Source organism: Corallococcus aberystwythensis (genome assembly GCF_003612165.1).
In the GTDB taxonomy this organism is placed as follows: Bacteria; Myxococcota; Myxococcia; order Myxococcales; family Myxococcaceae; genus Corallococcus; species Corallococcus aberystwythensis.
In genome coordinates this window covers 27341-40893 of record NZ_RAWK01000057.1, presented here as the reverse complement: position 1 = coordinate 40893, position 13553 = coordinate 27341, and the positions used below count along the sequence as shown (strand labels likewise).

Annotated in this window: 14 protein-coding genes; 7 read left to right on the top strand and 7 right to left on the bottom strand. The window is 69.0% G+C overall.

Features of this window, described 5'->3' with window-relative positions; all coding sequences use genetic code 11:
• Window positions 1–137: 137 nt before the first annotated feature.
• Together D7W81_RS11810 and D7W81_RS11805 are read right to left on the bottom strand one after the other, a co-directional pair.
• A complete protein-coding gene (locus tag D7W81_RS11810; RefSeq protein WP_120555457.1) occupies window positions 138–2492 on the bottom strand; it encodes a CBM96 family carbohydrate-binding protein in 2355 nt (784 codons plus the stop codon).
• A gap of 686 nt (window positions 2493–3178) precedes the next feature.
• Window positions 3179–3571, bottom strand: a complete 393-nt coding sequence (locus tag D7W81_RS11805; RefSeq protein ID WP_120555456.1) for a hypothetical protein — start codon at window positions 3569–3571, stop codon at window positions 3179–3181.
• Between the two features lie 17 nt (window positions 3572–3588).
• On the opposite strand from D7W81_RS11805, the gene D7W81_RS11800 reads away from it, so the two are divergent.
• Window positions 3589–4179 (top strand): hypothetical protein, encoded by a 591-nt coding sequence (locus D7W81_RS11800; protein WP_120555455.1) that lies wholly within the window; start codon window positions 3589–3591, stop codon window positions 4177–4179.
• Window positions 4180–4185: 6 nt separating this feature from the next.
• Here the strand turns inward: D7W81_RS11800 and D7W81_RS42980 are convergent, their stop codons facing one another.
• Complete coding sequence (locus tag D7W81_RS42980) at window positions 4186–4566, bottom strand: hypothetical protein (protein ID WP_208721269.1); 381 nt, start codon at window positions 4564–4566, stop codon at window positions 4186–4188.
• Between D7W81_RS42980 and D7W81_RS42975 the strand changes: the two genes are divergently transcribed.
• Entirely contained in the window at window positions 4504–4701 is a 198-nt protein-coding gene (locus D7W81_RS42975) for a LysR substrate-binding domain-containing protein (RefSeq protein WP_208721268.1), read from the top strand. The two genes, D7W81_RS42980 and D7W81_RS42975, sit on opposite strands and share 63 nt — an antisense overlap.
• A 10-nt stretch (window positions 4702–4711) precedes the next feature.
• On the opposite strand, the gene D7W81_RS11790 is transcribed toward D7W81_RS42975, so the two are convergent.
• Window positions 4712–5719, bottom strand: a complete 1008-nt coding sequence (locus tag D7W81_RS11790) for a GlxA family transcriptional regulator (RefSeq protein WP_120555453.1) — start codon at window positions 5717–5719, stop codon at window positions 4712–4714.
• 52 nt (window positions 5720–5771) lie between these two features.
• On the opposite strand from D7W81_RS11790, the gene D7W81_RS11785 reads away from it, so the two are divergent.
• On the top strand, window positions 5772–6521 hold the full coding sequence (locus tag D7W81_RS11785; protein ID WP_120555462.1) for an SDR family oxidoreductase: 750 nt from the start codon (window positions 5772–5774) through the stop codon (window positions 6519–6521).
• 10 nt (window positions 6522–6531) lie between these two features.
• On the opposite strand, the gene D7W81_RS11780 is transcribed toward D7W81_RS11785, so the two are convergent.
• Window positions 6532–7074 carry a biotin transporter BioY gene (locus tag D7W81_RS11780; protein WP_244227152.1) on the bottom strand — a complete coding sequence of 181 codons (543 nt, stop codon included), beginning with the start codon at window positions 7072–7074 and terminating at the stop codon, window positions 6532–6534.
• Between the two features lie 178 nt (window positions 7075–7252).
• On the opposite strand from D7W81_RS11780, the gene D7W81_RS11775 reads away from it, so the two are divergent.
• Window positions 7253–7663, top strand: coding sequence for an MAPEG family protein (locus D7W81_RS11775; protein WP_158621560.1), 411 nt, complete (start codon window positions 7253–7255; stop codon window positions 7661–7663).
• A gap of 37 nt (window positions 7664–7700) precedes the next feature.
• On the opposite strand, the gene D7W81_RS11770 is transcribed toward D7W81_RS11775, so the two are convergent.
• Together D7W81_RS11770 and D7W81_RS11765 are read right to left on the bottom strand one after the other, a co-directional pair.
• Complete coding sequence (locus tag D7W81_RS11770) at window positions 7701–8135, bottom strand: hypothetical protein (RefSeq protein WP_120555450.1); 435 nt, start codon at window positions 8133–8135, stop codon at window positions 7701–7703.
• Window positions 8136–8398: 263 nt separating this feature from the next.
• Complete coding sequence (locus D7W81_RS11765) at window positions 8399–9283, bottom strand: LysR substrate-binding domain-containing protein (protein ID WP_120555449.1); 885 nt, start codon at window positions 9281–9283, stop codon at window positions 8399–8401.
• A gap of 100 nt (window positions 9284–9383) precedes the next feature.
• Here D7W81_RS11765 and D7W81_RS11760 point away from each other — a divergent pair, with 100 nt between their 5' ends.
• From D7W81_RS11760 to D7W81_RS11750, 3 genes are read left to right on the top strand one after another with little or no spacing between them, the layout of a single operon-like run.
• Complete coding sequence (locus D7W81_RS11760; RefSeq protein ID WP_120555448.1) at window positions 9384–11015, top strand: acetolactate synthase large subunit; 1632 nt, start codon at window positions 9384–9386, stop codon at window positions 11013–11015.
• Between the two features lie 33 nt (window positions 11016–11048).
• Window positions 11049–12482 (top strand): aldehyde dehydrogenase family protein, encoded by a 1434-nt coding sequence (locus D7W81_RS11755; RefSeq protein WP_120555461.1) that lies wholly within the window; start codon window positions 11049–11051, stop codon window positions 12480–12482.
• A 55-nt stretch (window positions 12483–12537) separates the two neighbouring features.
• Window positions 12538–13443, top strand: a complete 906-nt coding sequence (locus tag D7W81_RS11750; protein ID WP_120555447.1) for a bile acid:sodium symporter family protein — start codon at window positions 12538–12540, stop codon at window positions 13441–13443.
• The last annotated feature ends 110 nt before the right edge of the window (window positions 13444–13553 follow it).

Here is a 13553-nt window from a genome sequence, read left to right as displayed (position 1 = left end):
GGGATTGGGCCCGAACCCGGGGGCGGACACACGGTCTGGACCTGCGACTTCTGGTCCGTTCCTGCTCCGGAATCGGGCAGTGCGGTGGCCGTGAGCCGGCTGCGCACGATGAACCGTGGCAGCCGGCCGCCCTCACCTCACGGCGTGGCCGGAGGGACGGAGTAGTAGACGATCAGCCGGGGCCGGCGGGCCGACGTGTTCGTGTACTCGCGCGAGTCATACACCGAGCGGCTCCCTGGCGAGTCGAGCCGGAAGGAGACCAGCCCCCCCGGGAACAGCATCTCCTGCACGATGGGCACCAGCAGGGGGCTCGCGTTGATGCCCGCCTGCGTGGTGTACGGCACGGTCCGGTTCGGGAACTGCCAGGAGCCCAGCTCGCAGCTGAAGCTGGAGGGCTTGGTGTTCCAGGTGAGGCCCGCCTCGCTCCACGCGTTGTCGGGGACCCACCGCGTGTAGACGTTGTTGTCCGCGCCGGGCGTGACATCTCCGCCCGAGGACGTGGTCGCCAGGACGACGGAGGCCACCTGGGCGTTGGGAGGAAGGCTCGCGAGGTTGAAGCGCAGGAAGGTCTCCGCGTCCGCCCGGTTCACGGTCAGGCTCATGGACGCGCCCGCGGTCGCGTTCGGGTTGCTCCTCCAGACGGACGTGTCCGCCACCGGGAAGAAGGACGCCGCCTCCAGGTGGGACGTCACCTGCGGATCGCCAGGCTCGAAGTAGCTGACGACCAGCCGGGGCCGCTCACTGGCGACACTGTACTCCCGCGAGCGATACACCGTGTGGTAGCCCGGCGACCGCAGCCGGAAGGAGATCAGCCCATCCGAGTCCAGCGCCTGTTGCACGGGCGCCTGCAGCTTCGGGTCGAAGTTGACGCCCAGCTGCAACGGCTTGGGCGTGCTGTTGGCGTTCCAGAGCCACCAGGACCCCAGGTCGCTCCCGCTCACGGCGGGCCGGGTGTTCCACGTCATGCCCGTCTCGCTCCACGTGTCGTCCGGCACCAGGTGCGCGTAGACGCTGCCGTCGCCGCCCGCGGAGGAGCCCTCGTAGGACAGGGCCTCCAACCGGACCGAGGCGATGTGGGCTCCGGCCGGGACGCTGCTCAGGTTGAAGCGCAGGTAGGTCTCACCCTTGCCGGAGTCGACCCACAGGTTCTGGGCGGTGCCGTAGTTCGTGGTCGGGCTGGCCGACCAGACGTAGGTGTCCGCCTCCGGCTCCAGGACCACCTGCGTGGGCGCGGAGCCAGTGGGCGTGGGGCAGGGGGGCGGCACGAAGTAGGAGACGATCAGCTGGGGCCAGCGGGCCTCCGACACGTCGTACTCGCGCGAGTGGTAGTTCGTCCGGTACCCGGGCGAATCCAGCCGCAAGGAGATCATCCCGTCCGACTCCAGCGCCTGCTGCACGGGCTCCACGAGCTTCGGGCTGGAGTTGATGCCCACCTGGGTCGTGTACTGGCCATTGCGGTTCCAGAGCAGCCAGGAGCCCAGGTCCTCGCTGGAGGCCGCGGGCTTGTTGTTCCAGGTGATGCCGGTCTCGCTCCACGTGTTGTCGGAGACGAGCCGCGTGTAGACGTTGCCGTCCGCGTTGTCATACGCGTAGCCGTCATTGGACGTGGCCACCAGGGACACGGCGACCACCCGCGCGTTGATCGGGACGCTGCCCAGGCCGAAGCGGAGGAAGGACTCCGCCGCCGTCCGGTCCACGGTCATGCCCCCGCTCTTGCCGTAGTTCGTGGTGGGGTTGCTCGCCAGTACCTGCGCGTCCGCCATGGGGTAGAGGGCCACGACCTGGAGGTCGGTGGTCACCTGCGGATCCCCGGGCTCGAAGTAGTTGATGATGAGCTTGGGCCGCTCGCTGGCGACGCCGTGCTCCCGCGAGCGATACACCGTCTGGTAGCCCGGAGACATCAGCCGGAAGGACACCAACCCATCCGAGTCCAGCGCCTGTTGCACGGGCGCTTTCAGCTTCGGGTCGAAGTTGACGCCCACCTGCAAGGGTTTGGGCGTGCTGTTGGGGTTCCAGAGCCACCAGGAGCCCAGCCTTTCGCCGGTCACCGCCGGCCGGTTGTTCCAGGTCATGCCCGTCTCGCTCCACGTGTCATCCGGAACCAGGTGCGCGTAGACGCTGCCATCCCCTCCAGCGGAGGCGCCGGAGTAGGCCAGCGCTTGCAGCATGACCGAGGCGATGTGGGCGCCAGCCGGGAGGCCGCTCAGGTTGAAGCGCAGGTAGGTCTCACCCTTGGAGGTGTCGACCCACAGGTTCTGGGCGGTGCCGTAGTTCGTGGTCGGGCTGGATGACCAGACGTACGTGTCCGCCTCTGGCTCCAGGATGAGCTGCTTGGGGGTGGGGACCGAGGTGAGCGGCGCGGTCTGGGCCCGTGCCGGTGAGTCTGGCGCTCGCGGTGCTTCGCCGGTGTCACAGCCCGGGACGAGCCCCGCCACGAGCGGTGCGATGAGAAGGGAACGCAGGGACTGCTTCCACGGGGATACGCGATGCATGCAGTGGCACTCGGGGGCATGCGCGCCGGTCCTTTCCAGCGCGACGTACACCCCTTGAGCAACCCCCGCGCCAGGGCGCGGTGGACGCCGGAACCTCCATGACTTCAGGCACTTGCGCGGCGAACCGCGTCGTGACGGCGCCCGCGCCGGGGAGGAACGTGCCAGAACCGGCACGCTCGCGAGCGCGCCCAGCGGACGCACGTGTCAGGGCCTCACGGTTCCAAAGCCAATAGCCCAAGGGCGCGGGCGTCTACCGATCACGGAAAGGCCCCCGAATGCGCCACCCTGCTCGTACGCTCCTGCTGACCTGTCTTTGTCTCCTGCCGGCCTGCAAGCCCCGCGACAATCAATCCATTACGCCCCGTCCCATTCCCCCGGGGTATGACTTTCCAGGCAACCGGGAGGAGATCCAGAGAGGTCTACCCGGGAACCGGGCTACCCATGCCCGTCTGGGACACCTGGAACGGAGAGGAGCTCTTCCCGGCCCCGAATCAGCCAACGCCAGACATCTCGCGGCGCAAGGCAGCGCATGGGTTCCACGGGCCACGCCAGTTCCACCACCCCGCGGGTGCGGGCCCGGTCGTCACTCCGACCGAGCAGCTCGTCTCCTTCAACAAGTTCAACCCCGAGATGGCTGCGTACCTGACGCAGGGCCATCCGGCCCGGAAGGAGGGACCCCGGTATTTCTACAACCGGTTCGCCAGCCTGGCCGCGCTCAACAGCCAGTGGCCGGCCAACACGCCCCTCGCGCAGCGGACCGTGCAACAGGCGCCGTATACCGCGCCCTCGGCGGGCAGACCGGGCGCGGCGGCCATGGAGCTCAAGCCCGTGCTGTACTTGGTCAAGAAGAGCCAGCCCACGCCGGTGCCCCTCTGGATGGGGTTCGAGGGCAGTCTCAACTCCGGAACCACGTGCACGCCCGAGCAGCAGGCACTGGACAACTGCCATCCCACGCCCTCGCTCTGGCTGACGTGCGCCATCGTGGATCCCACGGCGCTGGCGGGGGCTCCCATCGCGGAGGCCACCGCCGGGCAGATCCAGGGCGTCGCGCCGCTCATCGCCCAGGCGAACAACGCCAACCCCGCGGCCCTTCCAGATGAACGCCGAAGAGGCCCAGGCCTTCAACGACACCAACATCGAAGGGCTCCAGGCGGAAGCGGGCGACTACGCGGTCCTCACGGCCATGCACGTCAACACCAAGGAACTCGCCAACTGGACCTGGCAGACCTTCTGGTGGCAGCCGGGCCGTGACGCGCCGGATGACTTTCCGGGAAGCAAGAAGGGGATGACTGACAAGGTGACGGGGGCGGGGCGCAACTATGCGATGTGCACCGCCTACAACCAGACCCAGGGCAAGGGGAGCAGCAAGATGACCGTCTGCTTCAATCCATACCTGGAGACCTCGCCGAACATCCCCAAGGGCGTCCAGAGCAACTGCATGACGTGTCACGGGACCGCGGCCGTGGGCAGCGCCTTCCTGAACACCGCCAGCAGTCCGCCCGCGGCGTGGGCGCCCCAGACGCCCTCGTATCCGTGTGACTACAACGCGCCCATCGACTTCGACACATACACGTGGCTCACGGGCTTCACGAGCACGGACTTCTCCTGGGCGATTCCGGCGGATCCCCAGCCGCTCCCCCAGAACCCGAACAACCTCCCCCAGGTCCCGACGTTGAACTGCCCTTGAGGGAAGTCATTCTCGCGGCGCCAGGATTTCATCCAGGAGCGCCGGTGTGCCCTCCACCCGCCGCAGGCGGGGGTAGCGCAACCCCTCATGCCAGGGAATGAGGGCGGAACGGGTGGCCGTCCCCTGGCGCCAGGAGAGCCGCAGGGGCTCCTGGCGCGAGGTGGCTCGGACCGCGTCCTTCAATCGCTGCGCGTCGTAGGGGCTCCCGTTCACGGCCGTCACCACCGTACCGGGCAGCAGGCCCACCTCGAAGGCAGGCCTCTCCCAATCCACCCGGAGCACCTTGCCGTCCTTCGCGAGCTGGAGGGCGAGGTTCGTCTGGGATTGCCGCAGGACTTCGCTGAAACCTGGCTGCCCCGGGTGCTCAGCACCTTCGCTCGCGCGCATCCGGCGGTGCGCATCGAGGTGCGCACCGAGCGCAACGCCCACCTCGTCAACCACGTCATGACCGGCAAGCTGGACCTCGCGCTCGCGCAGGAGTTGACGGCACCCCGGCGGGCGCGGTCGCGCGGCGAGGGCTGACGTCAGGCAATCAGGTCGAGAACCGCTTCCGGTAGTCGCTCGGCGAGACGGAGAGATTGCGCTGGAAGGTCACCCGCATCCGCTCCTCGCTGCCGAAGCCGCACATGCGGGCGACCTGGTCCACGTTGCGCTTCGAATCCTCCAGCAACCCCCGGGCCCGCTCCAACCTCATGACCTCCACCGCCTTCGCGGGGGTCCGGCCGGTCTTCTGCTTGTAGACGCGCGCGAAGTTGCGGGGACTCATGCGTGCCTTCCGGGCCAGCGCTTCAACGGTGAGGTCGTCACGGCCCAGGTTGTCCGCGAGCCACAGATGCAGCTCATCGAAGTCGGCGTGGTCCTGGGTCTGTGATTGCAGCAGCTCGCTGAACTGGGATTGTCCGCCCGGCCGCTTCAGGAAGACGACCAGCTCCCGTGCCACCGTCATCGCGAGGTCATGTCCATGGTCCGCCTCCACCAGCGCGAGGGACAGGTCGATGCCCGCGCTGACTCCCGCGGAGGTCCACACCGGATCCTCCCGGACGAAGATGGCGTCGCGGTCGAGCGTGAGCGTCGGGAAGCGCTCACGCAGCCGGTCTCCCATGGCCCAATGGGTCGCCGCGCGCTTGCCGTGAAGCAGCCCGGCTTGCGCCAGCAGGAAGGTGCCGCTGCACACCGACGCAGTCCGGCGGGTCGCTTCCGCCTGCTTGCGCAGCCATTCAATCAGGCGCCCTGACCGGGCCAGCACCTGCTCGATGTCCGGCGAGCCCGGAACGACGAGGGTGTCGACCGGCACGTCCCGGAACGCGGCGAGCGGCGACGTCTGCAACACGACGCCTTCCGCTGTCTGCACGAGCCCCCCTTCCATGCTCACGGTGTGGCGGACGTACCCCGGCTGTCCGCGCTCGGCCAGGGCCTTGGACGCGGCCCAGAACACCGTCTGGGGGCCCGTCAGGTCCAGCAGCCCCATGTCCGGAAAGGCGACGAAGAGCACGGTGCGCAGCTGGCGGGAGGTTGGCAGAAAACCAGGGGTGGATGGCATGGCGGCCACCACCTTTCACCCCTACGTTCCTGGCGTCAACCGAAAGGCAATCATGAAGATCGTGGTCATTGGAGGCACCGGCCTCATCGGAACGAAGCTGGCGAAGCGGCTTCGCGAGCAGGGCCATGAGGTGGTGGCGGCGGCCCCCAGCATGGGCGTCAACACCCTCACGGGCGAGGGCCTGGCGGAGGCGCTCGCGGGCGCGCAGGTGGTGGTGGATGTGGCCAACTCGCCGTCGTTCGAGGACGCCGCTGTGTTGTCGTTCTTCGAGACCTCGGGGCGCAATCTGCTCGCGGCGGAGGCGAAGGCTGGCGTGAAGCACCACGTCGCGTTGTCCGTGGTCGGCACCGAGCGGCTCCTGGGCAGTGGCTACTTCCGCGCCAAGATGGTCCAGGAGAAGCTCATCCAGGCCGGCGGGATTCCATACACCCTGGTGCGCGCGACGCAGTTCTTCGAGTTCATGGGCAGCATCGCGCAGGCGGGAACGGAAGGGGACGTGGTGCGCCTTTCCACTGCGCTCATCCAGCCCATGGCGGCGGAAGACGTGGCGGACGCCGTGGCCGAAGCGGCGCTGGGCAAGCCCGTCCAGGGCATCGTCGAAGTGGCCGGACCGGAGCGTCTGCGCCTGGTGGACGCGGTCCAGCGCTACCTGCGCGCGAAGCAGGAAGGGCGCAAGGTCATCGCGGATGCGCACGCGCGCTACTTCGGCGTGGAGCTGGACGACAGCTCACTCACGCCGAGCGGCACACCGCGTGTCGGGAGGACGCGGTTCGAGGAGTGGCTCGGCCGCTCCGTGGCATAGCCGCGCCGCTTCAGGACGAGCGAGGCCGGACGAACCTCCAGGCCAGGGGCATGAGCAGGCCCGCGATGGCGGCCTTGATCAGCCCTCCGGGGAGGAACGGGACGAAGCCCTTCTGGATGGCCGTGGCGAAGTCGAGCCCGGCCTTCACCCGGAGCCAGGACACGCCCACCGCCAGGATGAGGACCTGGCCTACGACGAAGAGCGGGAACGCCGTCCACGGCCTCCTGTCGTACCCGAGGCGCGCCGCGGCGCCCACCAGGAGGGCCGCGGGGAGGAAGGCCACCAGGAAGCCGCCGGTGGGCCCGGCGAGCGCTCCCCAGCCGCTGGCGCCCTTCGCGAAGAAGGGCAGCCCCACCGCTCCCAACAGGAGATAGGCGGCCTGCGCGGCCACGCCCCGTCGGGGCCCGAGCGCCGCCGCAGTGAGGACGACCGCGAGCGTCTGTCCCGTGATGGGCACGGGTGAGCCCGGCACCGCGATGGCGACCTGGGCGAGCAATGCCGTGCAGAGCGCCGCTCCCAGGATGAGCGCGGCCTCCTGTGCGCGCGTGCGCACGAAGCGGTCAGCCAGGACGCCGTGCAATGACGATGCGGAGGGGAGGGGAGACACGCGCCGATGCTCGGCGAGGACGCACACCGGTGCAAGGCTGCCGGCGGGGAAGTGCGGGAGCCGCCCACGGGCGTCCTGAACCGGCTACGGTCCCGGCCCTCTCGTGGTCGGAGGACTTCCCCCTTTGACGAATCCACTGCTCGGCACGTTGTTCCTGGTCCCGGTGACGTCGCTCTACGCCGCGCTCAACGCCTTCCTCACGCTGGCGCTCTCCATCAACGTCAGCCTGGTCCGCACGAAGCACAAGGTGTTCCGGGGCGACGGAGGCCATGCCGGCCTCGGGTCCGCCATCCGCGCGCATGGCAACAACGTCGAGCAGGTTCCCCTGGCGCTCATCCTGCTGCTGTTGGCGGAGCTGGGCGGCGGGAACTCGACGGCGCTCCATGTCTTCGGCGGTGCGCTGCTCGTGGCGCGGCTGGCGCATGCGTTCGGGATGCTGCGCGGAAGCCCCGTCCAGGCGGTCGGCGCAACGCTGACCCTGGTCGTGCAACTGGGCCTGGCTGTCTACGTGCTCGTGCTGCGCCCCTGGGGCTGAAGAACCCTCCCCGGGGCGCGAGTTTCAGCGGCCGCGTCTACCGCTTGGCGATGTTCAGGTGGACGTTGCCGCACTCACCCTCGAAGCCCTCGACGATGATGAGCAACATGGTGCCCTTGATGAGCCCACTGAGGGTGATGCCGGACGTCAAGAGGTCGCCCGTGTCATCGTTGCACTTCAGGACCTCATTCGTGGCCCTGTAGTTCCGGATCTCCATGATGGTGTCGAAGTTGGAGTTCCTCGTGGAGAACGCATAGGTCCCCGTCTCGGGGACCCGCCAGATGTAGGAGACGTCGCGCGACGAGCCTGAACGGCACGTGGTCGCCCACTGATTGCTCGCCGTGCAGCTCGTGGGATAGGTCGCGACCGGGGCGCCCATGGCGCTCCCCAGGTCTCCCGCGAGCGTCTGCGCCTCCACGCGCCGGGGTTCCTCGGACTGGCTGTCGTCCAGGACCTCGGCCTCCTCGGGCACGGAACCGTCGAAATCCTCACCCTCGGGCAGGGGTCCGCAAGCACCGAGGAACAACGCACACGAGGCCACACCCACAAGGGATTTGCCGAAGCTCGTCATGGTTCACCTGGGCACGGACGGTTGTGTCCGTCTTGAACCCAAGGTGCCTCTTCCCAGGTGTGACAGCCATTGCCCCACCCGGCCACGACACACGCCAATTATGGATAATATGGATTCCTTGTTCTCCCGGCCTCCCATCGGATGAGAGGCGTTGGGGTCAATTCCTATCCCGCGTCCTCCTTCGCCCGGGCCCGGACCTCCGCCGCGAACAGCTCCGCTGCGGGTGTGCGAGGGGCGCCCTTGCGCCAGAGGAGCGCCGCCAGTTCGGAGCGGGGGGCGGGGGACAGCCGCTTCACCACCAGCCGCTCCGCGTCCGCGAGCCGTGGTTCGGGGAGCACCGTGACGGCGAGTCCCGCGCGGACGATGGCCAGCACGGTGGCCACCGCGTTCGATTCGAGCGCGACCCGGGGCGCGAAGCGCATCGCCGCGAAGTGCGCGTCCACCCGGGCCCGCACCCGCAGGCCGCGTGACAGGAGCGCGAAGGGCTCCTCCGCGAGCAGCTTCACGCCCACGGACTCCGCGCCCGCCAGCGCATGTCCGCGCCCGACGACGAGCGCGAGCCGGCTGTCGAAGACGGGCTCGGCATCCAGGTCCGCCAGGCGCGCGGGCGCATAGCCCAATCCCACGTCCAGCTTGCCGTCCGCCAGCTGCCGCTCCAGCTTCCGGACGACGGCCTCCTGCGCGCTCAGCCTGAGCCCGGGATGCCTGCGGAGCACCGCCGCCAGCGCCGGCACCACAAGGCCCCGCATGCTCGGGGGATAGCCCACCCGGAGCGCCCCCGTGGCGAGCCCCCGCAGCGCGCCCACCGCGGACAGGCCCGCGTTCACGTCCTCCAGCGCGCGTGAGGCATAGGTGCGGAACAGCTCCCCCGCCTGCGTCAGCCGGATGCCCGTGCGGGCCCGTTCGAAGAGCGGTGTGCCGACCTCCTCCTCCAGTTGGTGGATCTGATGCGACAGCGTGGGCTGGGAGACGTGCAGCCGCCGCGCGGCGCGCCCGAAGTGCAGCGCGTCCGCGACGGCGGAGAAGTAGCGGAGGTGTCGAAGCTCCATGTGGCCATCATAGACGGCATCTATCGGCTCGATGAAAACAGACGAATGTACGAATCGAGGCCCGCGGGTACATCTTCCGCATCACGGAGGAGAGGCACCCATGAAGGCATCGGATCTGTTCGTGAAGGCGCTCGAAGCCGAGGGCGTGCGCTGTGTCTACGGACTGCCCGGCGAGGAGAACCTGGACCTGCTCGAGTCCATGCGCGCAGCGGGCATGCGCCTGGTCGTCACGCGACACGAGCAGGCGGCCGGATTCATGGCCGCCACGCAGGGAAGGCTCACCGGACGCGCGGGCGTGTGTCTGGCCACGCTGGGGCCCGGGGCCACCAACCTGGTGACGGCCGCCGCGTACGCGCAGCTGGGCGCCATGCCCATGGTGATGCTCACCGGCCAGAAGCCCATCAAGGCGGGCAAGCAGGGCCACTTCCAGATTGTCGACGTGGTCGGGATGATGCGGCCGCTCACCAAGTCCACCCGCACGCTCGTCTCGTCGGAGCACGTCCCCTCGGCGGTCCGCGAGGCCTTCCGCCGCGCGGAGGAGGAGCGCCCCGGCGCCACGCATCTGGAATTGCCCGAGGACGTGGCGCGCGAGTCCACCGACGCCATGCCCCTGTCACCCGGTGTGCCACGAAGGCCCGTGGCGGACGAGGCGTCCATTGCCCAGGCGGTGGAGACGCTCGCCGCGGCCCGGCGTCCGCTGCTGATGATTGGCGCGGGGGCCAACCGCAAGCTGACGTCGGAGATGCTCCGCGCCTTCGTGGACCGCGTGGGCCTGCCCTTCTTCAGCACGCAGATGGGCAAGGGCGTGGTGGATGAAACGCACCCGCTGTGGATGGGCACCGCGGCGCTGTCCGACGGTGACTTCGTCCACCGCGCCATCGAGGCGTCGGACTGCATCCTCAACGTGGGCCATGACGTCATCGAGAAGCCCCCGTTCGTCATGCGCGATGGCCGCCGCACGGTCATCCACCTGAACTTCTCCTCCGCGGAGGTGGACCCCGTGTACTTCCCGCAGGTGCAGGTGACGGGCGACTTGGCCAACGCCATCTGGCGCATCGCGGAAGGGTTGGGGCCGCGCTCGCACTGGGACTTCACGCCCTTCGAGCGTTCCCGCGCGGGGCTCGACGCGCAGTTCGTGAGCGGCGCCGCGGACGACCGCTTCCCCATCTATCCCGCGCGGCTCGTCGCGGAGGTGCGCCGCGCCCTGCCGGAGGACGGCGTCGTGTGTCTGGACAACGGCATGTACAAGCTGTGGTTCGCCCGCTACTACCGCTGCCGCCGGCCCAACACGCTCCTGCTCGACAACGCGCTCGCGACGATGGGCGCGGGCCTGCCGTCCGCCATCGCCGCGAAGCTCGTCCACCCCCGGCGCAAGGTGGTGGCCGTCTGTGGTGACGGCGGGTTCATGATGAACTCGCAGGAGCTGGAGACGGCGGTGCGCCTGAAGCTGGACCTGACCGTGGTCGTGGTGCGCGACGACGGCTACGGGATGATCCGCTGGAAGCAGGAGGAGCTGGGCCTGCCCGACTTCGGGATGACGTTGGGCAACCCGGACTTCGTCCGCTACGCGGAAGCCTACGGCGCACGCGGACACCGCCCCACGAGCGCCACCGAGTTCGGCGCCACGCTCACGCGCTGCCTGGAGTCCGGCGGCGTGCACGTCATCGACCTGCCCATTGATTACACAGACACCGCGCAGGCGCTCGGTGCCGGCACCCTGGTGGAGTCGTGAGCCATGGGCACACACACGAAGGAGGGAACCCCCATGCTGGCTGAACGCTATCCGTACTATCTGGCCAACCGCCCCAGGCAACCCAACGCGGGGCTGGCCGTCACCGACAAGTACTCCGGGGAGGTCGTCACACGCGTGGCCGTCGCGGACGCCGCCGCCGTGGAGGAGGCCATCGCCGCGGCGGTGCGCGCGGCGGGACCGATGCGCAGGATGGCGCCGTATGCCCGGCAGCAGGTGCTGGAGCACTGCGTGCGCCGCTTCCAGGAGCGCGCGGAGGAGTTCGCGCTCGCCCTCTGCATCGAGGCGGGCAAGCCGCTGCGCGACGCGCGGGCGGAGGTCACCCGCCTCATCGAGACCTTCAAGGCGGCGGCGGAGGAGGCGGTGCGCGGCGGCGGCGAGGTCCTCAACCTGGAGGTGTCACAGCGCACGGAGGGCTACCGGGGCTTCACCCAGCGCGTGCCGGTGGGGCCGTGCTCGTTCATCACGCCGTTCAACTTCCCGCTCAACCTGGTGGCGCACAAGGTGGCGCCCGCCATCGCCGCGGGCTGCCCCTTCGTGCTCAAGCCGTCGGACCGCACACCGGTGAGCGCGCTGCTCATGGCGGAGGTGCTCGCGGAGACGGCCCTGCCCGAAGGCGCCTTCTCCGTGCTGCCCACGCGCCTGGAGGACGTGGGCCCCTTCATCGAGGATGACCGGTTGAAGCTGTTGTCATTCACCGGCTCGGAGAAGGTGGGCTGGGATTTGAAGGCCCGCGCCGGGCGCAAGAAGGTGGTGCTGGAGTTGGGTGGCAACGCGGCCTGCGTGGTGGACGCGGACCAGGCAGGGCGTCTGGACTTCGTCGCGGACCGCATCGCCCAGGGCGCCTTCTTCCAGGCGGGGCAGAGCTGCATCTCGGTGCAGCGCGTGCTCGCGCACGAGTCGCTGTACGACGCCCTGCGGGAGCGCATCGTCACGAGGGCGAGGGCCCTGCGCGCGGGCAACCCCCGGGACGAGTCCACCACGCTCGGTCCGCTCATCGACGAGCCCGCGGCGCGGCGGCTGGAGGGATGGATAAAGCAGGCGGTGGAGCGGGGTGCCCGGGTGCTGACCGGGGGAGGCCGGCGCGGCGCGTTGCTGGAGGCCACCGTGTTGGAGGGCGTCCCCGAGGATGCGTCGCTGTGCGTGGAGGAGGCCTTCGGCCCTGTGGTGCTGCTCCAGCCGTTCCGTGACTTCGATGACGCCCTGCGACAGGTGAATGACAGCCGCTATGGCTTGCAGGCCGGCCTCTTCACACAGGACCTGTCACGCGCGATGCGGGCCTGGGACGAGCTGGAGGTGGGCGGCGTCGTCGTCGGTGACGTGCCGAGCTTCCGCGTGGACACGATGCCCTATGGCGGAGTGAAGGGCTCCGGGCTGGGGCGCGAGGGCGTGAAGTACGCCATGGATGACATGACGGAATTGCGGCTGCTGGTGCTGCGCCAGGGGTGAATCTTCCTGTCCGAAGACTTTCTGGCAGAGTGGGTGCTTTCGCTGGGGGCCCGCCATGCAGAGCAGTGCCATCACCGAGGTGTTCCTGCCGATTGCCCTGGGGGTGATCATGCTCGGCCTCGGGCTGAGCCTCACCCTGGCGGACTTCCGCCGCGTGGCGGTGTTTCCGCGCGCGGCGCTGGTGGGCCTGGGCTGTCAGACGCTGCTCATGCCTGGGGTCTGTTACGCCATCGCGACCGGCTTCGGGCTGCCTCCCCAGCTCGCCGTGGGGTTGATGCTGCTCTCCGCCACGCCGGGTGGAGCGACCGCGAACCTGTTCAGTCACCTGGCCAAGGGCGATGTCGCGCTGAACGTCAGCCTGACGGCGGTCAACAGCGTGCTGTCGCTGCTCACGCTGCCGCTCATCGTGAACTTCTCCCTGGCGCACTTCATGGGGGAGGAGCGCGCCATTCCGTTGCAGTTCACCAAGATCATCCAGGTGTTCGGCATCGTCCTGGTGCCCATCTCGCTGGGAATGTGGGTGCGCGCGAAGCGGCCAGCGCTCGCGGATGGGCTGGACCGGCCCGTGCGCATCATCTCGGCGCTGTTCCTGGTGCTCGTGGTGCTCGCGGCGACGCTCAAGGAGCGGGATCAGCTGGTCACGTACTTCCAGAGCGTGGGGCTCGCGGCGCTTGCCTTCAACCTGGCCAGCATGGCGGTGGGCTTCGTGGTGCCCGTCCTGCTGCGCGTCGAGCGCAAGCAGGCGGTGGCGATCGCGATGGAGGTGGGCATCCACAACGGCACGCTCGCCATCGCCATCGCCTCCAGCCCCCGGTTGCTCAATGACGGCGTGATGGCCATTCCCGCGGCCATCTACAGCGTCATCATGTTCTTCACCGCCGGAGTCTTCGGCGCCCTGGTCGCACGGAGAATGTCCGCGAGCACCAGCGCCGAGGACCTCCATCCGCGCAGGGCTCCTTGAGGTCATCCCGCTCAAGAAGAAGTAGCTGTGTGTGTTTGACAGTCAATCCGCTCGCTCTGTATAGGCTGCCCGGTTTTCAGGATTCACTTCCAGTGAAGACCGGGTGGCGC

Coding starts and splice junctions, on each gene's coding strand:
- D7W81_RS11810 (WP_120555457.1), bottom strand. CDS start 2,492: ATGCATCGCGTATCCCCGTGGAAGCAGTCCCTGCGTTCCCTTCTCATC.
- D7W81_RS11800 (WP_120555455.1), top strand. CDS start 3,589: ATGAACGCCGAAGAGGCCCAGGCCTTCAACGACACCAACATCGAAGGG.
- D7W81_RS42980 (WP_208721269.1), bottom strand. CDS start 4,566: ATGCGCGCGAGCGAAGGTGCTGAGCACCCGGGGCAGCCAGGTTTCAGC.
- D7W81_RS11790 (WP_120555453.1), bottom strand. CDS start 5,719: ATGCCATCCACCCCTGGTTTTCTGCCAACCTCCCGCCAGCTGCGCACC.
- D7W81_RS11785 (WP_120555462.1), top strand. CDS start 5,772: ATGAAGATCGTGGTCATTGGAGGCACCGGCCTCATCGGAACGAAGCTG.
- D7W81_RS11765 (WP_120555449.1), bottom strand. CDS start 9,283: ATGGAGCTTCGACACCTCCGCTACTTCTCCGCCGTCGCGGACGCGCTG.
- D7W81_RS11760 (WP_120555448.1), top strand. CDS start 9,384: ATGAAGGCATCGGATCTGTTCGTGAAGGCGCTCGAAGCCGAGGGCGTG.
- D7W81_RS11755 (WP_120555461.1), top strand. CDS start 11,049: ATGCTGGCTGAACGCTATCCGTACTATCTGGCCAACCGCCCCAGGCAA.
- D7W81_RS11750 (WP_120555447.1), top strand. CDS start 12,538: ATGCAGAGCAGTGCCATCACCGAGGTGTTCCTGCCGATTGCCCTGGGG.